Here is a 24,120-nt window from a genome sequence, read left to right as displayed (position 1 = left end):
GACCGGCAAGATCGTGGCGCCGCAGCTCTACATCGCGGCCGGCATCTCGGGTGCGATCCAGCATCTGGCCGGCATGAAGGATTCGAAGGTCATCGTCGCGATCAACAAGGATCCGGAGGCACCGATCTTCAGCGTCGCCGACTATGGGCTCGAAGCTGATCTGTTTGCCGCGGTGCCTGAACTGGTGCAGACGATCTGACCCCGCCATGCCCACGGTTTGAGCGCGGGATAGGCGTCCGGCCGCGATTGCTCGGCCGTTTCCAGCACGGCCTGGCACAGCTATGTCGAGACCACATGGAAACCGGTCGTCAACTAAGCTTGCTGCGTCATCGCGACAGGAGCCGGGCTGACAACGCGCGTTCAACAAGGTAGGGAAGGACGGCTAAGACTTGAAAACCTGCCATAGGTACAGAAGTCTCTCGAAAACTGGACGTCTGAAATCGGGCTGGCAGCGTAAGTTCAGCGAATGAGGGTGAGGGGCAGCAATCGCTGCGAAGCTGCGATTGCATGTCGTCGTCGACTTGAGACCGAATGTCACCCGGGCATCGATCGATCGCGGGCATGTGCCGCCGCAGACCGGCTGAACTTCATCCGCGAAGCCCCTCGCCTTGAAGGCGCGCACCACTTCGCCAGCCATGCCGCATCATGTGACGCACAGCCACGAGCGGTTGTAAGGAATGCGCCCGTATGTGTTCCGGACCCGGATATCGCGCCGCAGGCCGTGGACCCCAAGGCGTGGTCCCCGGGCCCCCCCTTTGCGGCGGCCACTTTTCAATCGGTCACCTCCGCCGCCGCCGCACTGCGCGTCAGCGGATATACGGCTGCGTGAGATAGCTGGGAGCGCTCTGCCGGCCGACGAGGCCGCCCACGGCCAACAGGGCCATCAGGTACGGAAGCGTGATGAGCAACGCATTGGGCACCTGGATGCCTAGAGCCGGCAGCTGGAACTGCAGCGCCGTCGCTGCGCCGAACAGCAGGCATGCGACCAGCATGCGGCCGACCTTCCAGTTTCCGAAGATCACCGCGGCAATCGCCAGATAGCCGGCGCCGCTGGTCATGCCTTCCGTGAATGTGTGGATGTCGCCGATCGACAGGAAGCATCCACCGATCGCCGACATCACGCCGGTGAAGAGCACTGCGCCATAGCGCACGGCCGTCACCGACAGCCCCGACTTGTCCACCGCCTTCGGTTCCGATCCTGCGGAATGCACCGCCAGGCCCAAGGCCGTGTGGCGCAGCGTCCAGGCCACCACCGCGACCAGCACCAACGCCAGGTACACCAGCCAGACCTGCGTGAAGAAGGCCTCGCCGAACACCGGGATGTCCGACAGGAGGGGCGGATGCCATTTGTCGAAGCCGGGCACCTGGGCGCGGGAACGCCCGCCGAAGATCTCGCGGTAAGCCAATGTCGTGGCACCGAGCGCCAAGATGTTGATGCCGATGCCGGTGACCACCTGGTTGGCACGCAGCGTGATGCTCAGAAACGCCTGCAGCAGCGCCACGGGCAGGACCGCGAGCACGCCGATGGCCAGACCGAGGGCAGGGCTGCCGGTGGCGACTGCACCGACTGCCCCTGCGAATGCGCCTGTAAGCATCATTCCTTCGACACTCATGTTGAGAACGCCGGCCCGTTCGCTGACCAGTTCGCCGGTGGCGCCCAGGACCAGCGGAATCGCAAGCCTCAGGGTGGAACCCGCAAACACAGCGAGCATCGCACCGCTGGCCGGATCGCTCATCGCGTACCTCCCTTGAAGTCCATCCAGCGTGCCGACCCTGCCAGCGCAACGATGATGACCCCCTGGATGACGAGCACGAGCGAACTGGGCACGCTGGCGACCATCTCCATGTTGATGCCTCCCGAGCGGATGAAGCCGAACAACGTCGCGCCCGCGAGCACGCCCACGACCGAGCCGCGCGCGAGCAGGCCGACCACCAGGCCGTCGAATCCGTAGCCCGACGAGAAGCCCGCCTTGAGCGTGTACTGCTCGCCCTGCAGCATCAGCGAGCCGGCCAGGCCGCCCAGCGCGCCGGCCGCGAAGAACACGCCGATCACCGAAGGCGCGATGGCGATGCCGGCCTTTCGCGCAGCCAGAGCATTGAGTCCGACCGCGCGCAGCCGCAGGCCGAACACGGTGCGATGCAACACCACGGCCGCAAGTGCCGCAAGCACCAGTGTCAGCGGCAGTCCGATGTTCAGCGGCATGCCGGCGTCTCCCGTCAACAGCGGCAGCTTCGTCGCATCGGGAATCTCCAGGGACTCCGGCAAGGTGCTGGAGGAGGTCATGGGTTGGCGCAACAAGGCCACGCTCTGCACGCTGCCATACAGCAGCCAGACGCCGATGAAGGACAGCATCAGGCTGCTGATCACCTCGTTGGTGCCGACCTTCACCTTGAGGACACCCACGATCGCGCCCCACAACCCGCCCACAACGCAGGCGGCCAGCATTGGAAGCACGAACGCCAGTCCGGCCGGCAGGTCTGCGACTCCGCCATGCAGGCAGATGGCGGTGGCCGCGATGGCACCGACCGCGATCTGCCCCTCGCCGCCGACGTTGGTGAGGTTCGCGCGGTTGGCCAGCACGAAGCCTAGGCCCACCAGCGCAAAGACCAGGCTGCGGTTGATCGAGGCGGCCAAGGCATAGGGCGAGCCCCACGCGCCTTCGGCAAACGCCAGTACGGCCTCGGGGATCGAGACGCCGATGGCAGCCACCAGGAGCAGCCCCATCAGCAGGGCGCCGACCACGGCCGTCAGCGACAGCAGGATCGCGCGCTGGTCGCGCATCAAGGTCGCGAGACTTGTCTGGTTCATTGGGAATGTCCTGCCATCCAGGCACCGATGCGCTCGCGCTGGGATAGATGCGCGTCGCACTGCCCCATGATGCGACCGCGATACAGCACCACGATCCGGTCTGCGACCTTCAGCAGTTCGTCGAACTCCGACGAGATCAGCAGCACGCCGACGCCGCGCGCGCAGGCGCCGACGATGTGGCCGTAGACGGCCTCGACGGCGCCGACATCCAGGCCCCGCGTGGGCTGTGCAGCCATGAGAAAGCGCAGGCCTTTCGTCGTCAGCTCGCGTGCCAGCACCGCCTTCTGCTGGTTGCCACCGGACAAGCCGCTGAACGCCACGTCCGGCCCGGCTGCCCGAACGTCGTAGGTCTGCATGAGGTCCAGTGCATCGCGACGCAGTGCCGTGCGGTCGAGCAGGCCCCACCGCTGGTAGTCGCCCAGCCGGTTGAGCAACATGTTCTCGGCCACGCTCATCGCCGTGACGCATCCGGAGGCGTGCCGGTCCTCGGGAACGATGCCGGCGCCCGCGGCCGTGACGGCCTTTGCGCTCTTTCCTGTCAGCTCGACACCATCCACGAAGAAGCGGCCTTCGGTGCTCCCCATCAGGCCCGACAGCACGCCCGCGAGCTCGACCTGGCCATTGCCCTCGACGCCGGCCACGCCGACGATCTCGCCGGGCGCCACCATGACGGTGAAATTGTCCAGGCGGGTCACGCCCTGGGCATCGCGGACACTGAGGCCGTCGACCATCAGCGCGGGGGAGGGGACGGCTTCTCCGACCGTCACTGCCAGACGTTCCGGCGACACCGGGATGACCTCGCTCGGATCTGCCAGGTCGCGCTGGATCATCGCGCGCACCAACATCTCCATTTCCTCGGCCGGGGCCTCGGAGCGCGCGACGATGCGGCCGGCCCGAAGGACCGTGGCACGGCGCGCAACCTGACGGATCTCGGCCAGCTTGTGGGTGACCAGGACCACGCCGCAGCCTTCGGCCGCGACCTTCTCGCAGACCTGGAGCAGGGCCCGGATCTCTTCCGGCAGCAGCACGGCCGTCGGCTCGTCCAGCACCAGCAGACGGGGTTCGCGCATCAGGCACTTGACGATCTCCACGCGCTGGCGCTCGCCCACCGACAGATCGCCGACCCGCGCATAGGGGTCGAGCGGCATGCCGTAGCGATCACCGAGTTCACGCACGCGCGCCGCACATTCGGCGCGCTTGAGCACCCCGCGCGACTGCCCGAGTAGGAGGTTGTCCACCACGCTCACATCCGGTACCAGACTGAAGTGCTGGTGGACCATCGCGATGCCATGGGCCAGCGCGTCGGCCGGCCGCGTGGGCCTGTAGGCAGCGCCGGCAAGCCGCATCCCGCCGGCGTCCGGGGCATGCACCCCGAAGATCAGGTTGCACAGGGTCGACTTGCCCGCGCCGTTCTCGCCGAGCAGGCAATGCACTTCGCCGGCTTCGAGCGTCAGGGACACGTCGTCGAGCACCTGAAGGCGCCCGAAGCGCTTGCCGAGTCCTGTCAGTTCGAGCAGGGGCGGGGCGGATCCAGGCGCGGCGTCGAAAGCCTGCACGTCGGGCGCTGCAACCATGTGTCTTCGATCCGTCTGCCGCGTCGACCGGTGGTCAGCCCTCGAGCACCTTGATCTTCCCGCTCTCGATGTCCTTCTTGATGGCATCGATCTTGGCCTTCATCTCCGGCGTGGCACCGCACAGGACCATGTCCGATGCCTTCGGCCCCATCGCCAGGCCGAAGGGCTTGTAGCCTGCCTTCCAGCTGCCGCCCACGGCTTCCTTGATGGCGTATTCGACCTGGTAGCCCACGCCGGTGATGCTGTAGGCCGGGTAGAGCGTGTCGGTGCCGCAACGGTCCGTGTAGCTGCCGATGATGTGCGTGTTCTTCTCCTTGGCTGCCTGCTCCATGCCGCGCAGGCCGAGGTTGAGGATGTGATAGTGGATGTCCGCGCCCTGCGCGATAGCCGCCAGCGTGGCTTCCTTCGACTTGGCGACGTTGTCGAAGTCGCCGGTGTAGTTCTCCACGTACTTGATCTTCGGATTGACATACGCCGCGCCCTTGCCGAACTCCTTGCCGGCGTTGACGATCGACGGAATCTCCATGCCGCCGACATAGCTCACCACGCCGGTCTTGCTCAGCATCGCCGCCGTGGCGCCCGCCACGAATGCGATCTCGGCCTGCTTCACGTCATAGCCGGCCACATTGGGAACCACATCGCCCTTGCTGCCGCCGACGATCGAGAACCGGGTCTTGGGAAAGCGCTTGGCGACCTTCAGCACCGCCGCCTGCGTCTGGCCTCCGACACCGATCACCAGGCTGTTTTTCGATGCGAGGTTGACCAACGCCTGCTCCATGTCGGCGTAGTTGATGTTCTCGATCATCTGCACCTTGATCTTGTCGCCGTACAGCTTCTGTGCCGCGGCCAGGCCGTCATATCCCGACTCCATCCAGCCCTTGTCGGATTTCGAGCCCGGGATCAGGACGCCCACGGTCAGCGGATCGGCGGCGTGCGCAGTCGTGACAAGCGCCAGGGTGGCAACCACCACGGAGGCGAACGAGGTGATCGGGGAGAGTGCTTTCGACATTGGCATTCCTTTCGCTTTAGGACGGTACTAAGTAACTGAACGATTACTAACGATCTGGTTCGGGGCGAGCGTTCGCAAGAACAGTGCCATCGCTGTCTCGGCAGGGCTTCCGCCAATGGGGGGAAGGCGAACGGATCGTTGGAGATCGCGAGGGAAGGAAATCGAGCGACCGTCGGGCGCACCACGACGGCGCCAGCGCCGGCACCGCTGCGGTGCCGATTCATCACCAACCTGGAGCCACGATCCATGCAGTCGAACAGACCCACCCCACCCGGAGCGCTCGGCGTTGCTTCGCAATACCACTGGCGTGCCACGCAGGACGAGGTCGACATGGCGATGCCTGCCCCCGCCCCGCGACCGCTGCGGCTCGGCGCCGAACCGCAGAACGTGGTGATCGACCTGGGCCGCACCGCCATCGTGGTCATCGACATGCAGAACGACTTCTGCACGTCCGGCGGCTGGGTCGACCACATCGGCGGCGACTTCGCGGCCGACCGTGCAGCGATCGGGCCGCTGCAGTCCGTGCTGCCTGCCCTGCGCCGTGCCTCGGTGCCCGTCATCTGGGTGAACTGGGGCAACCGTCCCGACCTGGCCAACATGCCTCCGAACCAGATCCACCTCTACAAGAACAGCGGAACGGGCACCGGCCTGGGCGACCCCTTGCCCGATGGTCGTGGCAACGTACTGGAGAAGGGTTCCTGGGCTGCGGCCATCGTCGACGAACTGGCGCCGCTGCCTGGCGACATCCTCGTCGACAAGCACCGCATCAGTGGCTTCTGGGATACGCCGCTCGACAGCATCCTGCGCAATCTCGGCGTCAGGACGATCCTGTTCGCAGGCTGCAACACCGACCAGTGCGTGCTGCACTCGCTGACCGACGCCAACTTCCTCGGCTACGGCTGCGTGATGCTGGAGGACTGCTGCGCCACTTCCTCGCCCGACTTCTGCACGCAGGCCACGGTATGGAACGTCAAGAAGTGCTTCGGCTTCGTGAGCGACTCGACGCTGCTGCTGGCCGCCCTGGACAAGCTGCCTTCATGACAGCCTGCCACCCGATCGACAATGGCCCGATGGTTTCCACATCCTCCGCCCGAAAGGTCGTCACGCGCGATCCCGCCAAGACCCGCGCACGCATCCTCAAGGCGGCCATCGCGGAGTTCTCGGCCAAGGGATACAGCGGGACGCGAACCTTGCAGATCGCCCTCAAGGCCAAGACGAACATCCGCATGCTGTACCACTACTACGGCGGCAAGGATGCGCTCTACATCCGCGTGCTCGAGGAAGTGCTGTCACGCTTGCGGATGGCCGAACTGCAGCTCGACTTCGGAAACGCGGAGCCCATGGACGGCATCGTGCAGATGTTCGACTTCATCGACACCCACTTCGGCGCACGACCCGAACTGCGGCGCCTGCTGGCCTTCGAGAACATGAACCAGGCACGGCACCTCAAGCGCTCGGCCATCATCCGCGAGACGGCGTCGCCCGTGCTGGACCTGATCGACAAGCTATTGCGCCGTGGCGAGGACTCCGGCGTGTTCCGCGCAGGCATCGACGCGATGCACCTCTACACCGCGATGGTGAGCCTGGCCTACTACAGCCGCGCCCACGGGCCGACGCTGTCACGGATCTTCGACATCGACATCCTGGGCGACGAATGGCAGGCCGATCACCGCACGCAGTCCCATCAGATGCTGATGGGGTTCCTCGCGCCCCCGCCGCCGGCGGCGATCCAGCGTGCGGCGGCTCAGTCCTCGAAGGCCACGGACGCCAGCTTGTCGGTCATGAAGTCCGGCCGCTCGAGGATCGGTCGGCCGATGGCCACCAGGTCGGCCTGACCGGCGGCGAGTACCTGCTCGATCAACGACCTGCGATGCAGACCCCCTACGGCAATGACGGGCAAGGCCGCTGCCTGCCGAATGGCGTGGGCGTAGCCGATCTGGTAGCCGGGGTGCGCGCTCTCCGGGCCCACGGGGAGGAGTCCGCCCGAAGACACATGGACGGCGGCCAACGCGTGGTGCTTCAGTTCGCAGACGGCGGCGGCTACCACCTCGGGGGTCAGGCCGTTCGGAACGTAGTCGCTGGCAGACACGCGCAACGTGATCGGAAAGGCCGTGCCGACGGCTTCGCGGATGCCGGCCAGTACTTCGTCGATGAAGCGCACGCGGTGCTTCAGGGCGCCGCCGTAGCCATCCTCGCGTCTGTTGCTCAACGGCGAGAGGAACTGATGGATCAGATAGCCGTGCGCGGCATGGAGTTCGATGCCATCGAAACCCGCGGCCACGGCGCGGCGCGCAGCGGCTGCAAAGGCGCGCACGGCGTGCTGGATAGCTTCCTTGCCCATGACGTCGGGCACCCCGTAGGCAGCGTCGAACGCGAGTGCGCTGGGCGCCAGCCGCGACATGCCGGCTGGCGGATTGGACTTTCGGCCCCCGTGCGAAAGCTGGATGAACACGGGTACGCCATGGGCATGCACGGCATCCGTCACGCGACGCAAGGAGTCGATGTGTGCATCGTCGAAGATGCCGATGTCATCCTTGAAAAGGCGGCCCTCCGGGGCGACCGCCGTGGACTCCACAATGATGAGGCCGACGCCGCCCTCGGCGCACCGCCCGTAGTGAAACGGGTGATACGCCGTGGCGCTTGCGTCGCTCGCGCCCCGGTATTGCTGCATCGGGGCCATCACCAGGCGATTCTTCAGTCGGAGCGGGCCGAGTTCGAACGGCGTGAAGGCAAGTGACATGATCGGAACGAAGGGTTGCAAAGTGTCTTCTCCCCAGAGCAAAGAGCGCGCCTGGATCGTGCTGCATGGGCGTCCTTGTCCATGAGCGCGCCGGCTCCACCCCCCGCCGGAACCAGCCTTGCGGCGATTGCCCAGGCGGTGAGATCGGGACACACGACCGCGCTTGCGTTGGTCGAAGAAACGTTCGCCCGAATTGCAGCGCTCGACGCTTCGCTGCATGCCTTCTGTACGTTGGACCCTGATGGTGCGTATGCCGCGGCAGAGCGAATCGACCAGCGCGTGCTGCGCAATGAACCCGTGGGACCTCTCGCAGGCGTGCCGGTGGCGGTCAAGGACCTGATCTGTACACGGGGTCTGCGCACCACATTCGGCTCGCGCCTGTATGCGAACCATGTACCCGACGAGGACGACGTGGTGGTGGAGCGGCTGCGACACGCGGGCGCCATCATCGTCGGCAAGACCAATACCTCCGAGTTCGGCTATGGCGCCTTCGGGCACAACGCGGTGTTCCCGACAACGCGCAATCCCTGGAACCTGGATCTCACGCCAGGCGGGTCGAGCGCGGGTTCGGGCGCAGCAGTGGCGGCCAACCTGGTGCCGCTTGCGATCGGCAGCGATGGTGGCGGCTCCGTCCGTGCGCCTGCCGCCCTGTGCGGCATCTACGGCATCAAGCCTTCGATGGGCCGGGTGCCTGCCTATCCGGGTTGCCGCGACGAGCGCTACCCGGGCGTCTCGAGCTGGGAGTCCCTCGAACACATCGGGCCGATGACCCGCACGGTCGCCGACGCGGCGCTCGCCTTGTCGGTGCTGGCCGGCCCGACGCCCAAGGACCGCTTTTCCTTGCCGTGCGATATCCGGGATTGGGGTGTGAGGCCCGCCGAGACCTTGCGGGGTGTGCGCATCGCGTTCAGTCCGGATCTAGGCTTTGCGGCGGTGGAGCCCGAGGTGCGCGCGATCGTGCAGGCGGCTGTGGTGCGCCTGGAGGGGGCGCTGGGTTGTAGCGTCGACATGGCGCACCCGGAGATCGGCGGCTACGCCGAGGCCTTCGAGACCCTTGTCGCCATGGACACCGACCGCCGGGGCCTGCGACGGATGGCGACCGAACAGGGCATTGCACTCGAAGGCTGGCTGGCCAGCCTGGTCGATCGCGACTGGAGCGCCGATGAATTCACCGATGCAGTGTTCGAGCGCAAGCGCATCGTGAATGCGACGTGGCGCTTCATGGAGCGATACGACTTCCTCGTCACGCCGACCACGGCTTGCGCAGCCTTCCCCCTGAACGTACCGGGACCCGACACGATCGACGGCCAGGCCGTCGCGGCAGGCAGCGCATGGCTCGCGTTCTCTGCGCTCGGCAACCTGACCGGCGCGCCGACTGCTTCGGTGCCGGTCGGTCTCACCCGCGACGGGCGACCGGTCGGCTTGCAGATCATGGGCAGGCATCTCGACGACCTCGGCGTGCTCGCGTTGTCCTCTGCGGTTGAAGCCCTGTATCCGCGCGTTGGGCCTGGCTTGGCCTGTTCCAGAAAATGGATTGCCGATTGACGGGCCGTGCATGAGTGAGCCGCACTGCAGTGCTTGAGGACTTCCTCAAGAGCAACGATTCGACGGGGCTGACCCTCGTGGCAGTGCACATCAGCGACCTCGCTTCTTGTTGCGAAAGGGGTGGGTTATCGCAACTGACAGTCGAGCACGAGGAGCGCAGAGAGGGAATCTGGCTTCGAACTGATCTGGCTCGCTCTGCCTCGCCTCGACTTAGCCGCTACAAAGTAAGGCCGCCGTCAATGGTCAGGCTCGCTCCCGTCATGTATCCGGCCTCCTCACTGGCCAGATACGAAATCAGCGCGCCGATCTCCTGCGGCTTGCCAACGCGCTTGAGCGGACTCTGCTGCGCCAATGCCTCCGTCCATTCAGCCGTCAGATCCGTCTCGATCGGGCCAGGCTGGATGTTGTTGACCGTGATGCGCCGCGGCGCTAGATCGAGCGCGGCCCCCTTGACCAGTCCTGCCACCGCCGTCTTCATGAGTTGAAAGACGCTGGCGCCTGCGAGCCCCGTGAGCACCGCGACGTTGCTGCCAATGGTGATCACCCGGCCTCCGTCCTGCACGTGCCGCACGGTGGTTTGTATGGACAGGAACACGCCGCGCACGTTGATGGCCAGCATCTGATCCAGGTCCGCCAGCGAAACGGCATCGATGCTGCCGCCCTTGTCGATGCCGGCATTCACCACGACCACCTGAAGAGCGCCGAAAAGTTCGACGGCCTGGGCAACGGCCTTGCGAATGGCATCGGCATCACCGCTGTCGGCAGCGAGTGGGATGGCACGCCCACCCGCTCGGGCGATCTGCGCCGCCAGCGCCTGGGCCTCGTCGGGCCGCGACACGTAGGTGAACGCGACGGCATGGCCGTCCGCCGCCAGGCGCTGAACGGCTGCGGCGCCGATGCCTCTCGAGCCCCCGAACACCAGGGCTGCGCCGCGAGTTGCAGTAGATCGATGCATTTCGTTCTCCTTTTCGGACACAACAGTCCGTGACTCATCGACAACCTGCATCCATGCATGCTCGCAGGACCAATAAAATTTGATTCGACTCGCGCCGACTCACCCGAACGTGAATGCGTAGGCACGCGCACCGGGCTCGAGGAAGCGGATCTCCACCGTGCGGGCCTTCACCGTTCCGCTCTGGTGCACCAGCTGGTAGAGGCGCGTGGCGTCGACGACGCCATTGCCATCGGCATCCACATCGGTGCCGTGGTCCGCGCCGGGGGGCCGACCGTCCAACGTCAGGCGAAACCGCACCGGACCGGTGATGCCTTTGCCCAGGACGAGGTTCACATCGCGCGCCTGGAAGCGCACCGCCACGCTGCCGCCCGCATCCGTGCCTTCGACGAACTCGGGCTTCCATGCCCACGTGCCGGCAAGGGACCAGGTATCGGGCCGCAAAGTGGTGGGCATGTAGTGCACCGGCTGGTCGGGCACGACACTGCCGGTCACGCGCGGGACGCGGCCCTTCTCGTAGCCGAGGTAGGTCTCGGGACTGCGAAGCGACTCCGCGTCGGCGGCCAACCCCGGACCTCGCGTATCGGGCTGCACGTTCGGTGGCACGGGGCTCGCCGTGTCACTGCCCGCTTCGCGCAGCAGTTCCTCGATCACGCGTTCGGACGCTGCATACCCGCCTTCGCCGAACTGGTGGTGGCGCACGCGGCCTTGCCCGTCAATGAAGTACAGCGCGGGCCAGTACTGGTTGTCGAAGCCGCGCCAGATGCGGTAGTCGTTGTCCTGTACCACCGGGTAGTAGATCTTCAGATCCTGCAGCGCCCGCTTGACGTGGGCCGCGTCCTTCTCGAACGCGAACTCGGGCGTGTGCACTCCCACCACGACGAGGCCGCGGTCGGCATATTTCTGCGCCCAGGCCTTCACGTAGGGCAGCGTGCGCAAGCAGTTGACGCAGGAGTAGGTCCAGAAATTCACCAGCACGACCTTGCCGTGCAGTGCGGCAATGGACTGTGGCGAAGCGTTGTGCCACTGCACGCCCCCTTCGAGGCTGACGCGCGTGGATTCGATCGGAAGCAGACTGGGGCGGGGCGCGCCCGGCCGTGCACCCGCCGGCTCCGCGGCTTCGGCATTGGGTATCGCGCGCTGCAGCAGGGCAGTCTCCAGGCCCGTGGCGCCCGGCGCCGCCAGTCGGGCCAGCAACACCGTGTCCAGGCCCGTGGCCACGGCGACCACGCCCGCCAGCATGACGGCCCCCGCGACGCGGCGGCCGGCCATGTGGGGCAGCAGCCGCGCTTTCAGGGCGGCGAGCGGCCCGGCTCCGATGCGCAGCGCCAGTGTCAGTGCGAGGGCCGCGCCCACCCCGTAGGACACCAGCAGCAACGCGGTGTGTGCGCCGGGACCCGCCAGCGCGGCGGTCGAGAGCACCACGCCCAGAACCGGTCCTGCGCAGGGTGTCCAGATCAAGCCTGTGGCCGTGCCCAGCAGCGCGGAGCTGCGCCAGGCGCTCCCGCTCTGTATGCGCGACAGGCGTTCGCCTGCCCGCACCGCGGGCGCGCTCCACCACGCAGCCAGCCGCGGCCACAACAGCGACGCGGCGAACAGCGCCAGCGCCACCAGCGCGATCCAGCGACCAACAAGGTTCAGCTGCACGGCCCATGCACCCGCAACGGCGCCCAGCGAGGCCACCGCCGCGAAGCTGGCGACGATGCCGGCCAGGAGAGGCAGCATGCCTTGCGCAAAGGGCCGGTCGTTGCGCGCGAAGACGAAGGGCAGCACCGGCAGGATGCAGGGGCTGAGCACGGTCAGCAGACCGGCGACGAAGGCAGCGAATGCGAGGCTCATGGGCAGCTCCGGAAAAGAAGAGTGGGAGTCAGGCTCAGAGCCGCGTCACGTCGATCACCGCCTGGGCGAAGGCGGTCGGCGCTTCCTGCGGCAGGTTGTGGCCGATGCCGCCATCGAGCTGGCGGTGCTGGTACTTCCCTGTGAACTTCCTGGCGTAGACGGCCGGGTCGGGATGCGGTGCGCCGTTGGCATCGCCTTCCATCGTGATCGATGGCACGGCGATGCTGGGGGCCGCGGCGAGCCGCAGCTCGAGCGCGTCGAAGCGCGACTCGCCCGCTGCCAGGCCGATGCGCCAGCGGTAGTTGTGGATCACGATCGCCACGTGATCGGGGTTGTCGAAGGCCTGCGCGCTGCGCTGGAAAGTCGCCTCGTCGAAGCGCCAGCGCGGCGAGGCCTGTTTCCAGATGAAGCGGTTGAAGCCAGCGGGGTCGGCCGCGTAGCCCTCGCGACCGCGCTCGGTCGCGAAATAGGACTGGTACCACCAAGCCAGCTCGGCGGCCGGCGGCAGCGGTCGGGCATTCGCTTTGGGGTTGCCAATCAGGTAGCCGCTCACCGACACCAGGCCGGTCACGCGCTCGGGCCAGACGGCCGCAACGATGCAGGCCGTGCGCGCCCCCCAGTCGAAGGCGCCCAGCACCGCCTGGCGAATGCCGAGCGCATCCATCAGCGCAACGATGTCCTGTGCCACCGCGGCCTGCTGGCCGTTGCGCTGCGTGTCGGTCGACAGGAAGCGGGTGGCGCCATGGCCGCGCAGGTAGGGCACGATGACACGGTAGCCGGCCGCCGCCAGGCGCGGCGCGACGTCGACGAAGGCATGGATGTCGTAGGGCCAGCCGTGCAGCAGGATGGCCACCGGGCCATCGGCAGCGCCGGCCTCGGCGTAAGCGACGCGCAAGTCGCCTGCGTCGACCGTGTGGATGGATTCGAAGCCGGCGGCGCCACCGACGGCTGTCGCATGGGCCGGCATTGCCAACAGGCTGCCGAGTGAGGCGATGGGCGCGGCGGCCAGGCTCAGCGCGGCCCCTCCGAGAAAGTCGCGGCGGCGGGTGGGCAGGTTCGTTGCGTGCGGCGGGTGCATGGCAGGGCCTTCAGGAGGTTGGGGACGGTGCCGGCGCCATGCGTCGGCTGGCCCCAAGTAAATCGCTGCGGTGTATGCGGCATGTGTCATGGGCGACGTGGAAATGCATGGCGATGTCGCGAAACGTGCGCCAGATACACAGGCATACAAAGGCGCATTCGCGCGGTGGATGCGGCAACCCCGAAACGACACCGCCGCCCAGAAAGGTGGCGGTGTCAGGTGGGCGAGGAGACGGAAGGGGACAGCCTGTCGTCAGGCACCGCGCCGCCGCGGTGGTGGTGCGGGGCTGGCCGACGGCACGGCGCAGGGGCGCCCCGCGACTTGGCTCATTTCCGAGGCCAGCCCGCCGAAGAGGAAGACCAAAGAGAACAGGAGCTTGCGCATCGCAGGCGCCTCAGGCGTCCAATGCCTCGACCTGCGCGGCGAAGACATAGCCTTCGCTGCGCACTGTCTTGATGTAGCGCGGCTCGCGCGCATCGTCCCCTAGGCACTTGCGCAGACGGCTGATCATGAGGTCGATGGAGCGCTCGAACAGCTCGGCCTCTCGGCCTTGGGTGATCGACAGGATCTGATCGCGCGTGAGCACCTTCTGCGGATGGTCCACCAAGGCGCGCAGCAGCCGGTACTCCGCACCGCTCATCGAGACCACCGTGCCGTCGTGGTCCAGCAGCACACGCTCAACGGTGTCCAGGCGCCAGTCGCCGAAGGCCAGGTAGCGCGCCTCGTCGGTGCTGCGCATGTTGGGTGGCAGCATGCGCGTGCGTCGAAGCACCGACTTGATGCGGGCCAGCAGTTCGCGCGCGGCGAAGGGCTTGGCCAGATAGTCGTCCGCCCCCATCTCGAGCCCTAGCACGCGGTCGGCCTCGTCGCCGCGTGCCGTGAGCATGATGATCGGCAGCGCCTTGTACTTGCCGGCGCGCAGGTCGCGGCACAGCGTCAACCCGTCTTCGCCGGGCAGCATCAGGTCGAGGATCACGAGGTCGAACGGCCCCGAGGTCTCGAGCGCCTGGCGCATGTGCCGGCCCGTGGGCACGGCGGTCACGCGCAGGCCGTTCTTCTGCAGATAGGCGCTGACCAGTTCGCGGATCTCGCGGTCGTCGTCGACCAGGAGAAGATGATCGCTGGTGGGCGAGGTGTGGGTCATGGATGGGGTCCTGGATGGCTCGGGCCGTTGGCAGGCGTGGGCAGGCTCAGGCTGGCGCACAAGCCGCCTTCAAGCCGGTTCTGCAAGTTCAGCTGTCCGCCGAGCGCCTGGGCCAGCTGGTGTGCGATCGCCAGGCCCAGCCCGGTGCCGCCGGTCTCGCGGTTGCGCGAACCCTCGACGCGGTAGAAGGGCTGCAGCACCGCGGCCAGCTGGTCCTCGGGAATGCCGGGCCCGTGGTCGCAGACCTCAATTTGCACTCGCCCGGCCCGCAGCCGCACGCCGACCTCGGCGCTCTCGCCGTACTTGAGCGCGTTGTCGATCAGGTTGGCGAGGATGCGGCGCAGCGCGTGCGGTCGGCTGTCCAACGACACACCGGCTTCCGCTGTGAGCGTGACCGGCCGGCCTGTGTCCGCGTAGTCATTGACGATGCTGCGTACCAGCGCGTCCAGGTCCAGGCGACGCGGCTTCTCGTCGGAGCCCTGCAGCGTCTTGGCATAGCTCACGCCCTCCTGCACCAGCGTGCGCATGGATTCGAGGTCCTGATGGAACTTGTCCGCGTCCGGCATGCCGTCCATCAGGTCGAGTCGAAGTCGCATGCGCGTGATGGGCGTCTGCAGGTCGTGAGAGATGGCCGCGAGGATCTGCATGCGCTCCTGCAGATAACCCGCGATGCGCTTTTGCATGGCATTGAAGGCACGCGCGGCCTGCGTCACCTCGGCCGGCCCGCCCTCCGCCACCAGCGATGGCCGCAGGTCCGGGCCGAGCTGGTCCGCTGCCGCTGCGAGCCGCGCCAACGGCCGCGTCACCAGCCGCATGCCGGCCCAGGCGCAGCCGGCAAGCGCCACCAGCTGCGCAAGCAGCAGCCAAGTGACCCAGTCGGCTACAGGCATCGGGACGCGGCGCGCCAGCACGTAGAGCGACGATCCGTCGTTCAAGCGCACCTGCATGCGCACGGCCTCCGGTTGCTGGCCGACCTGACCGACCGCCAGCACCGGGAAGGGCCGAAGCGCGTTGCCCACGATCTCGGCGAAGCGCGACAGGGCCGGAGCGGTCGGCGGCGGCGTGTCCACCACGCCCTCCAACGAGAAGCTGTAGTTGGGCCGCTCGAGGCGCGAAAGCCATTGGGTCCGCTCGCTGGCGGGCAGGCGGTCGAGGATGGCCACCGAACTGGCGATGTCACGCTCGACGCCGCTGACCATCAGATTCATCAAGGTCTGGCTGCGCTCGTAGCGGATCGCAAGGTAGGTCAGCACCTGAGCGACCGCCATGCCCAGCACCACCAGCAGCATGACGCGCGCCAGCAGGGTGGCGGGCCAGAGTCGTTGAAGGAAGGCGGGCATGGGGTCCTTGGCGGTCCTTGGGTCTGCGCGGCGTCCGGACTCAGGCGACCGACAGCGCGACCTCGATGTTGCCGCGCGTGGCCTTGGAGTAGGGACACAGCTGGTGAGCATCTTCCACGATGGCCAGGGCCGTGTCGTGTGCCACGCCAGGCACGCTGACCTTCAGCCGCGCCGCCAGCGCGAAGCCATCGGCGCCCTGCAGAAGATCGACTTCGGCGTCGACCGCCAACTCGGCCGGCAGCGCCACGCCGCGGGCTTGGGCCGCGCGCGCCATGGCGCCCATGAAGCAGGCCGACCAGCCGGCTGCGAACAACTGCTCGGGATTGGTGCCCGGACCCGCGGTGCCGAAGCGCGTGAGCGCAATATCCAGACGGCCGTCGTCGCTGCGCGCGGCGCCGCTGCGGCCGCCGGTGGTGCGGGTGCGGCCGGTGTAGAGAATCTTGTCTTGTGCGATGGTCATCATGCAGTCCTTCGGAGGGTTGTTGTCGAATTCACGGCGCGATTGTTCAGGCGCGTGGCAATTTGTCCGAGAGGATTTCTGACCGAATGTAGACGTCCGAAGCGCTTGTACAAAACTATACAAACCGTTTGCAAGTCAACCCTTAGCCCTCCACCTTGCCAACTGGTTGGACAGTTCGGCCGAGGCTCACAGGTCTGCGCACGCAGGCCGTTGACGCAGACCCTCGAGTGGCGACAGCCACACCTTCACGATCGGCTGGGTCTCCTCGAGATTGGGCGAGCGGGAAGTGGGGATCCCATTTCACTTGCAGGCCCCCAGCTGCTTCGGGTCAGAGGACATAGCCTCCATCAATGGTGACGCTTGCGCCTGTGACAAAACCGGCGTCATGACTGACTAGATATGAAGCTAGCGCGGCAGTTTCCCTCGGAGTACCCAGTCGCCGCAGCGGAACAAGCGCTTCGAGCGTCGACGCCATGTTCGCAGTCATATCGGTAGCCGTCGGCCCAGGCTGAATGTTGTTCACTGTGATTCGTCGAGGCGCGAGGTCCAGAGCGACGCCCTTGACCAATGCAGCCACAGCGGCCTTCGTCATCGCGTACACGCTGCTGCCCACTGAACCGGTCCGAATCGCCGTGTTGCTGCCAATGGTGACAACGCGTCCGCCATCGCGCATCTGTTCTACCGACGCTTGGATAGCGACAAACACACCGCGGACATTCACGTCCAGCATTAGATTGAAGACCTCGAGCCCAAAGGTCTCGATCGGGGCACGGCGAAGCATCCCCGCGTTCACCACTGCAACATCCAGGATGCCGAGTTCATTGACGGCATGGGCAACGGCACCGCGAATTTCTGCAGGATCGGCGCTGTCGGCCTGGATCGCAATGGCCCGTCGCCCAGATTTCTCGATTACTGCGACGACTTCTGCGGCGCGGTCCGACCGCGAAGCATAGGTGAATGCGACGTCGAATCCATCGCGAGCGAGCCGCTCGGCAATGGCTGCACCGATCCCGCGCGATCCACCGAATACCATGGCGATTCCGCGATCAGTCATGGAATCAGCAACAGCTTTCCAGTGGTGGCGCGGCTCTCCATATCTGCATGTGCCTTGGCTGCATCCAAAAGCGGATACTCACCGCCGATTCGAATCCGAAGCCGGCCGGACACTATCCAATCGAACAGGCGAGCCGAGCGGGCACGGAGCAGTTCAGGGGTTGGAATGTGATGCATGAAAGACGGATAGCCGAGCTTGATGCTTTTCGGGAGGCTCATGATGTCGATCGGCCCAGGGCCACCGAGAACGGGCCCATACCAAGCGAACGTTCCTGACGACCGCAGCGAGTTGAGAGACCCCCGGAAGGTCATCGGACCGGATCCGTCATAGACCACGTGTACACCTTGGCCGCCGGTCAGGCGGATCGTCTCTTCAGCAAAGCGGCCTTGGCTGTCCACGATCACGTGATCGGCGCCGGCTTCCTTCGCCACGGCCACCTTGTCTGGCGAAGAGACACGGCCGATCACTTTCCCACCCCTGAGCTTGATGATCTGCGTCAGCAGGAGGCCGAGTCCGCCAGCCGCTGCATGAACCAAGGCAACATCGCCAGGCTGAACTGGGTAGAAGTCCGTCGCGAAGTGACTGGCAGTGAGGCCTTGCATCATCACGGCCGCCGCAGTCCGATCATCGATCTCATCGGGCAATGGTACGAGCGATGTGGCCGGGATCAGCAACTCCTCGGCATAGCTTCCCGGCGCGTACACCCAAGCAACCCGCTGTCCTATGCGCAGGCTGTCAACGCCTTCACCGATGGCCAGCACGCGGCCGGCTCCTTCGACCCCGAGGGCCCTCGGAAGTGGCATTTCGGACCAGAAGTTGCCCTGCCTGACACCAATGTCCATGAAATTGACGCCGGCGGCAGCCACTTTCACAAGCACCTGACCTGCACTCATTGTCGGCAGTGGCCGGTCGATCGATTGCATCACGTTCGTCCCACCGGGACCGGTCATCACTATTGCTTTCATCTATATATTCCTTTTATTGACTAATCGTTCCAAAACAGGTCAAAAAAAAAGCAGCCCTATCTCAAAGCCCGGAGCGCCAATCGTGAGATTGCGAGTAGCTCTGGATCTCGGGCGCCGGCTCGCGCCGCAAGTCGGATCGCTGCTATGGTTGTCAACAGGAATGCTGCTGTGTGGTTCGGATCGAGGTCGGACGCCAAGTCCTTTTCGGCCTGGGCCCGCCTGATTGTCGATGCGAGGACTGTGCGCAGCGGCTTTCCTACCGCTTCACGGATCTTCGTCAAATCCTCGCGACCGTCACCGAACTCGCTGATCGAGTTCACGCCAAGGCACGGTTGGTGAGCCTCCGCCGCCACACGTTTCATCATGTACTCAATGCCAGCGAACGCCGACGTACCCCGCTGAAGCTCGTCGATGTGGCTCTTGGTCTCAGCCGTGGCATAGCGTTCCAACGCTGCGCAATACAGCGCCCATTTCCCGCCGAACGTGTTGTAGAGGCTCTGCTTTCCGATCTGCATCGCCTCGGTCAGCATCTCTGCGGAAGTCCCCGCAAAGCCGTACTCTCGAAACAGACCCACTGCTGCGTCGAGCGCCTCGTCTGGATCGAACTGCTTGGGTCTTGCCATCACGCGATTCTCCTTGTTTTTGAACGTTCAGTCAATAACTGAGAAGCGCAGGATCCGAGGGCCCACGTTGGGCAGATGCCGCAGCTGAGATTGCGCAAGACAAACAAGCTGAAAGACAGTTGATGGCCGCAACGGCAGCTCAAATGGAAGCAGACTTAGGCCCAACGGGGCACAACCCAACCCAACTTGCCACGGGGAAATTATGTTCATTTCATTCGCGGCGCGCCCCCGTCAAAGGCCGCTGGGAAAGAGCAGATGAGCGGGAAGGGCAGTAGGGGTCTGATGCAGCCGCGGGGGGCTTTGAGTTCTTAAGCACTCTCCCTGCCCGAGAAAAAGCCCGCTCGGCATAGGATGAAAAAGGCGCCGCGGGGTGGCGCGGGGGTGCGACAAACTGTCGCGGGCTTGGCGGGGGCGGCAGCGTTGGGTTTCGAATGGATGGGGACTTTTAAGGAGCCCTGTCATGCCATTTCTTGCGCCCTCGTTCGCTCGCTTGCCACCCCTCGAGTACTTGCTCGACGACCAGGTCGAGTCGCGAAGGCAAATTGCTCGGCATCTGGGGGTGAGCTTTAGGACGCTGCAGCGCTACCAGGCCAGCGGAAACGCGCCCGCGCGGTGTACTTAACCCTCTGGTTCGAGAGCCGCTGGGGCATGGCCGCCCTCCACACGCAGGCCTACAACGAAGCCCAGCACGCCCGCGCCTGGGTCGCGGCCCTGGAGCGCGAGTGCGAGCGGCTGCGTGGCGTCATCCGCGTCTACGAGAAAGCGCAGGGGAAGCCGGCGGCGAATGGGGCGGCTTTCCACTTGGTCTGAATGGCAAACGTGGACGAAGGCGACGGCGTCCTGGATGGCGGAGCGGTCTCGGCGAGGCTCTCACCGTCGTCAGGCAACACCGTTTGCCGAATTCGGCTCCGCAGCGAAAGCGGACCACTGGCCTCGTTCAACAGCTGACCGCTATCGCTGCGGAACCTCCTCGAACTGATGCAGAACTCGGTGTGAATGAATCCATGGAAGATCTACCCGCAATGAGTCAGCCGTATGCACATGCGCTCCTTGCTGGCTCTATGGACTCCCCAATGGTCGACGATCTCGGCAAGTTTGAGAGCCGCCACGTGGCATTCGCCGCCTTACTGCTACAGAAGGTCGCAAGGGGAAGCTCCGGAGGACATTCGAGGTCTGTTAAGGCCCGTGCGGGAGGCCGGAGAAGTCTCGTATGCGGCGCAAGCTTACGCGTGGCTCGGGGCTCTGATAGAAGCCGAATTCCCTGCCCTCGGTTGACGGGCGACGATGCTGGCTTCTCCGCCTGCAGCATCGGATCGGCCAAACTATGGTCACCGGGGGCCGCTGCGCGTGAAAAAAAGGGCGCATGGCATACGGATACAAGACGCCATCTTGCGTGGCACTGAGGACGTGCCGGTCGATGGCTTCTGGTCTCTCAGCGTTTACAACGCCGCGGGCTACTATGAAAAGAATGCGGCCAACGCCTATTCGTTGAACAACCTGACCGCCAAGCGCAGGAGCACGGCACGATCGACATCCAGTTCGGTGGATGCGAAATGCGCAAGGTGCCAACTGCCTCCCCATCGTCGAGGGCTCGAACTACACGGTGCGGCCGTAACGGCCTAGGGCGGACATTTTGGTGCGTGGCAATTTCCGGACCCGCAACAGGTGAACTAGAGCACAACTATCGCGCCAAGCGCCGCCACAAGAAACTGTCAAGCTCATTTCGATAGGTACAAGGTCCCGTAGGCCAAGCCACCGATGCGCTATAGAGTGCGGCGGTCTGGGCATCAAGGAGCAAACGACCATGGCGAAGAAGACGACCGCCTCCGCGGAATCCCTCCCTTTTCCTCCAACGCCTTCCGCCAGCACGGCGGGCCGGACGATGCAGGAGTCCGTGTACCAGCGCAGGGTCGAGCCGCAGCGCCTGCCCGATGATGCCCCCAACATCCTCATCGTGCTGATCGACGATGCCGGGCCCGGCCTGCCGAGCACGTTCGGCGGCGAGGTGCAGACCCGAGCCCTCGATCGCGTGGTGAGCCAGGGCATCGCCTACAACCGCTTCCACACCACCGCCATGTGCTCGCCGACACGGGCCTCGATGCTCACGGGGCGCAACCACCATCGCGTGGCCAGCGGTCAGATTGCAGAACTCGCCAACGACTGGGACGGCTACGCCGGCACCATCCCGAAGAGCAGCGCGCTCTGTGCCGAAGTCCTCAAGGACTACGGCTACAGCACCAGCGCCTTCGGCAAGTGGCACAACACGCCCGCCATGGAGACCACGGCCGCAGGCCCGTTCGAGAACTGGCCGACGAACATGGGCTTCGAATACTTCTACGGCTTCCTGGCCGGCGAGGCCTCGCAGTACGAGCCGAACCTGGTGCGCAACACCACCAGCGTGCTGCCGCCCCGCACGCCCGAAGAGGGCTATCACCTGAGCGAGGACCTGGCCGACGACGCCATCGGCTGGCTGCGTCGCCACAAGGCCTTCCAGGCCGACAAGCCCTTCTACATGTACTGGGCCAGTGGGGCGATCCACGGCCCTCACCACGTCATGAAGGAGTGGGCGGACAGGTACAAGGGCAAGTTCGACGCCGGCTGGGACGCCTACCGGGAGCGCGTCTTCCACAACGCCAAGGCCAAGGGCTGGATACCGGCCGACGCGCAGCTCACGCCGCGGCATCCGACCATGACCGCATGGGACGACATTCCCGAAAGCGAGCGTCCTTTCCAGGCCCGCCTGATGGAAGTGGCGGCGGGCTACGCCGAGCACGTCGACGTCCAGGTCGGGCGCCTGCTTGACGAGGTCGATGCCCTGGGCTATGCCGACAACACGCTGGTCTTCTACATCTGGGGCGACAACGGTTCGTCGTCCGAAGGGCAGAACGGCACCATCAGCGAACTGCTGGCGCAGAACGGCATTCCGACCACGGTCGATCAGCACATCAAGGCGCTCGACGCGCTCGGTGGGCTGGACGTGCTGGGCTCGCCGCTGGTCGACAACCAATACCATTCCGGCTGGGCCTGGGCAGGAAGCACGCCCTACAAGGGCACCAAGCTGCTGGCCTCGCACCTGGGCGGCACGCGCAATCCGATGGCGGTGCGCTGGCCGGCGAAGGTCAAGCCGGACACCACGCCGCGCACCCAGTTCCATCACTGCAACGACCTGGTTCCGACCATCTACGAGGTGATCGGCATTGAGCCGCCGAGGGTCGTGAACGGCGTGCCGCAAGACCCGATCGACGGCGTCAGCTTCGCCTATTCCTTCGACGACCCGAAGGCCGAGGGGCGGCTGCGCACCCAGTACTTCGAGATCATGGGCAGCCGCGCCATCTACCACGAAGGCTGGATGGCCAGCGCCTTCGGGCCGCGCACGCCGTGGATTCCGGGCCTGCCGCCGGGCATCCACGACTGGACGCCCGACAACGATGTCTGGGAGCTCTACAACCTGGCCGAAGACTGGACGCAGGCCAACGACCTTGCTGCCAAGATGCCCGAGAAGCTCGCGCAGTTGAAGGATCTCTTCCTGATCGAAGCCACAAGAAACAAGGTGCTTCCGATCGGCGGCGGGCTGTGGGCCGTCGCCTTGCATCCCGAACAGCGCCTGGGGCCGACCCAGACCGAGTGGAACTTCACGGGCGACATCACGCGCATGCCCGAATTCACGGCCCCGGCCCTGGGCAACAGGCCGAACCTCGTGACGATCGACGCCGACATCCCGGCTGATGCCCAGGGCGTGCTGTACAAGCTCGGCGCCAACAGTGGCGGCCTGACCCTGTTCGTCGAGGACGGCATCCTCTGCTACGAATACAACCTCTTCATCCTGATGCGCACCAAGATCCGCGCGAGGACCAAGCTACCGCTCGGCCGCGTGAAGATCGAGGTGGAAACCGTGTATGCGCAGCTGCGGCCCGCGGGCCCGCTGAAGATCACGCTGCGCGTCGACGGCGAAGAAGTGGCCGAAGGTGTCGTGCCCGTGAGTGCGCCGCTGCTGTTCACCGCCAACGACTGCCTCGACATCGGCGTCGCGCTCGGCTCGCCTGTGTCTCTCGACTATTTCAAGAAGGCGCCATTCAGGTTCAACGGTGCCATCGACAAGGTGAACGTCAAGTACATTCCCCAGCCCACGAAATAGCGATCGCGCCGTGGCGCGGTGCCGGGCGAGCGCATCTTGCGGAGGCCCGTCCTCAGGCCTGGGCTGATATTGCCGGGCGAGAAATCGGCGGCGACCCCTGGCCGAATTTCGGGCATCCACGCGCTGGATTCGTTGCTGCTCTTGAGGACGAGCCGCGAGTTCGAGCACCGGTCTAGGCAGCTCGGAAGGTGCTCAATTCGGGCAATCATGTTGATTGGAGTCGGGGTCAGGGGTGCGACAAGGCGTGCCGCATCGACGCCCAATGCGGATGTCTACGCAATCAGATGTTGCGAGCAAGGCGAGTCGACGCCGCTTTCGATCTCATCCTGGCGCTACGTCGAAGGCTCGTCGCCAAGTTTGCGGTAGAGCCGTGCGACGCCTTCTTCCACCACAAGCATCGAGACAATGATCGCGATCAGGATCGCGATGCCGTGAAAAGGGCCGTCGAATCGGACGTTCTCGCCGAAGGCCATGGTGAGCGCCTCGAGGATCACGAACTTGGAGCCGAACAGCACCAACCAGGCGCTAAAGAACCGAAAGAAGGTCATCAGCCCGCCGGACTTTCCCGCGAAGAAGTTCGCCACCTTGTGTTCGATTGCCAGCGTGAGCTTCAGCAGCACCTGGAGCACTACCGCAGCCAGCAGCGAGGTGGTGAAGGAATCGATGGTCACCCATTCCGAATACTCGACAAACAGGTTGAGCACGACGAGGTCGATCAGGATCGCCATGAAGTAGCGACCGAAAAGCCGCTGCTTGTTGGACTGCGGCTGGGCGATGACGGGCAGCAACGCTTCGCTGAACATATCGGTTCCTTTTCTTGCTCTTGATGGGGTCTGCATTTGCGGCGGTGTCG

General features: G+C 65.5%; 21 protein-coding genes. 6 read left to right on the top strand and 15 right to left on the bottom strand.

What is annotated here, in order from left to right:
• Positions 1–199, top strand: a 199-nt coding sequence (locus tag QTH87_RS25520; RefSeq protein WP_286613163.1) for an electron transfer flavoprotein subunit alpha/FixB family protein, incomplete at its 5' end; no start/stop codon positions are given.
• A gap of 607 nt (positions 200–806) precedes the next feature.
• Here the strand turns inward: QTH87_RS25520 and QTH87_RS25515 are convergent.
• Genes QTH87_RS25515 through QTH87_RS25500 form a run of 4 tightly spaced genes read right to left on the bottom strand, consistent with a single transcriptional unit; the run spans position 807 to position 5,398 of the window.
• Positions 807–1,736 (bottom strand): ABC transporter permease, encoded by a 930-nt coding sequence (locus tag QTH87_RS25515; protein WP_286613161.1) that lies wholly within the window; start codon positions 1,734–1,736, stop codon positions 807–809.
• Positions 1,733–2,809 carry an ABC transporter permease gene (locus tag QTH87_RS25510; RefSeq protein WP_286613160.1) on the bottom strand — a complete coding sequence of 359 codons (1,077 nt, stop codon included), beginning with the start codon at positions 2,807–2,809 and terminating at the stop codon, positions 1,733–1,735. Before QTH87_RS25510 ends, QTH87_RS25515 begins: the two co-directional genes overlap by 4 nt.
• Positions 2,806–4,383 carry an ABC transporter ATP-binding protein gene (locus QTH87_RS25505; RefSeq protein ID WP_286613158.1) on the bottom strand — a complete coding sequence of 526 codons (1,578 nt, stop codon included), beginning with the start codon at positions 4,381–4,383 and terminating at the stop codon, positions 2,806–2,808. The genes QTH87_RS25510 and QTH87_RS25505 overlap by 4 nt, the downstream gene beginning before the upstream one ends.
• Positions 4,384–4,417: 34 nt before the next feature.
• Positions 4,418–5,398 (bottom strand): BMP family protein, encoded by a 981-nt coding sequence (locus QTH87_RS25500; RefSeq protein WP_444812848.1) that lies wholly within the window; start codon positions 5,396–5,398, stop codon positions 4,418–4,420.
• 240 nt (positions 5,399–5,638) lie between these two features.
• On the opposite strand from QTH87_RS25500, the gene QTH87_RS25495 reads away from it, so the two are divergent.
• Complete coding sequence (locus tag QTH87_RS25495) at positions 5,639–6,433, top strand: cysteine hydrolase family protein (protein ID WP_286613156.1); 795 nt, start codon at positions 5,639–5,641, stop codon at positions 6,431–6,433.
• 29 nt (positions 6,434–6,462) lie between these two features.
• Positions 6,463–7,227, top strand: a complete 765-nt coding sequence (locus QTH87_RS25490) for a TetR/AcrR family transcriptional regulator (RefSeq protein WP_286613155.1) — start codon at positions 6,463–6,465, stop codon at positions 7,225–7,227.
• Here QTH87_RS25490 and QTH87_RS25485 read toward each other — a convergent pair.
• The gene (locus QTH87_RS25485; RefSeq protein ID WP_286613154.1) at positions 7,137–8,132 is read right to left on the bottom strand and encodes an oxidoreductase; all 996 of its coding nucleotides are present in this window, start codon (positions 8,130–8,132) and stop codon (positions 7,137–7,139) included. The two genes, QTH87_RS25490 and QTH87_RS25485, sit on opposite strands and share 91 nt — an antisense overlap.
• Before the next feature lie 81 nt (positions 8,133–8,213).
• Here QTH87_RS25485 and QTH87_RS25480 point away from each other — a divergent pair, with 81 nt between their 5' ends.
• Positions 8,214–9,677, top strand: a complete 1,464-nt coding sequence (locus QTH87_RS25480; RefSeq protein WP_286613152.1) for an amidase — start codon at positions 8,214–8,216, stop codon at positions 9,675–9,677.
• A gap of 217 nt (positions 9,678–9,894) precedes the next feature.
• On the opposite strand, the gene QTH87_RS25475 is transcribed toward QTH87_RS25480, so the two are convergent.
• The 9 genes from QTH87_RS25475 to QTH87_RS25435 all read right to left on the bottom strand — a co-directional run bounded on the left by QTH87_RS25475 (position 9,895) and on the right by QTH87_RS25435 (position 19,132).
• Entirely contained in the window at positions 9,895–10,683 is a 789-nt protein-coding gene (locus QTH87_RS25475) for an SDR family oxidoreductase (protein WP_444812847.1), read from the bottom strand.
• A 48-nt stretch (positions 10,684–10,731) separates the two neighbouring features.
• Positions 10,732–12,468, bottom strand: coding sequence for a cytochrome c biogenesis protein DipZ (locus tag QTH87_RS25470; RefSeq protein WP_286613151.1), 1,737 nt, complete (start codon positions 12,466–12,468; stop codon positions 10,732–10,734).
• A 34-nt stretch (positions 12,469–12,502) separates the two neighbouring features.
• Positions 12,503–13,546, bottom strand: coding sequence for an alpha/beta fold hydrolase (locus QTH87_RS25465; protein ID WP_286613149.1), 1,044 nt, complete (start codon positions 13,544–13,546; stop codon positions 12,503–12,505).
• A gap of 394 nt (positions 13,547–13,940) precedes the next feature.
• Positions 13,941–14,690: a response regulator gene (locus QTH87_RS25460; RefSeq protein WP_286613147.1), complete on the bottom strand. Its 750-nt coding sequence runs from the start codon at positions 14,688–14,690 to the stop codon at positions 13,941–13,943.
• A complete protein-coding gene (locus QTH87_RS25455) occupies positions 14,687–16,030 on the bottom strand; it encodes a sensor histidine kinase (protein WP_286613145.1) in 1,344 nt (447 codons plus the stop codon). The genes QTH87_RS25460 and QTH87_RS25455 overlap by 4 nt, the downstream gene beginning before the upstream one ends.
• Positions 16,031–16,070: 40 nt before the next feature.
• On the bottom strand, positions 16,071–16,490 hold the full coding sequence (locus QTH87_RS25450) for an Ohr family peroxiredoxin (protein ID WP_444812846.1): 420 nt from the start codon (positions 16,488–16,490) through the stop codon (positions 16,071–16,073).
• Positions 16,491–16,818: 328 nt separating this feature from the next.
• Positions 16,819–17,544: an SDR family oxidoreductase gene (locus QTH87_RS25445; RefSeq protein ID WP_286613142.1), complete on the bottom strand. Its 726-nt coding sequence runs from the start codon at positions 17,542–17,544 to the stop codon at positions 16,819–16,821.
• A complete protein-coding gene (locus tag QTH87_RS25440; protein ID WP_286613141.1) occupies positions 17,541–18,509 on the bottom strand; it encodes a quinone oxidoreductase family protein in 969 nt (322 codons plus the stop codon). The genes QTH87_RS25445 and QTH87_RS25440 overlap by 4 nt, the downstream gene beginning before the upstream one ends.
• A gap of 56 nt (positions 18,510–18,565) precedes the next feature.
• Positions 18,566–19,132, bottom strand: a complete 567-nt coding sequence (locus tag QTH87_RS25435; RefSeq protein WP_286613139.1) for a TetR/AcrR family transcriptional regulator — start codon at positions 19,130–19,132, stop codon at positions 18,566–18,568.
• 648 nt (positions 19,133–19,780) lie between these two features.
• Between QTH87_RS25435 and QTH87_RS25430 the strand changes: the two genes are divergently transcribed.
• A complete protein-coding gene (locus tag QTH87_RS25430; protein WP_286613137.1) occupies positions 19,781–19,942 on the top strand; it encodes a hypothetical protein in 162 nt (53 codons plus the stop codon).
• A gap of 1,072 nt (positions 19,943–21,014) precedes the next feature.
• Positions 21,015–23,267, top strand: a complete 2,253-nt coding sequence (locus QTH87_RS25420; protein WP_286613133.1) for an arylsulfatase — start codon at positions 21,015–21,017, stop codon at positions 23,265–23,267.
• A 332-nt stretch (positions 23,268–23,599) separates the two neighbouring features.
• Here the strand turns inward: QTH87_RS25420 and QTH87_RS25415 are convergent, their stop codons facing one another.
• Positions 23,600–24,070: a hypothetical protein gene (locus tag QTH87_RS25415; protein ID WP_286613131.1), complete on the bottom strand. Its 471-nt coding sequence runs from the start codon at positions 24,068–24,070 to the stop codon at positions 23,600–23,602.
• Positions 24,071–24,120 lie beyond the last annotated feature (50 nt).

Source organism: Variovorax jilinensis (assembly GCF_030316885.1).
Taxonomy (GTDB): Bacteria; Pseudomonadota; Gammaproteobacteria; order Burkholderiales; family Burkholderiaceae_C; genus Variovorax; species Variovorax jilinensis.
The sequence above is the reverse complement of the archived record's forward strand: the minus strand, read 5'-3'. Positions and strand labels throughout refer to the sequence as shown.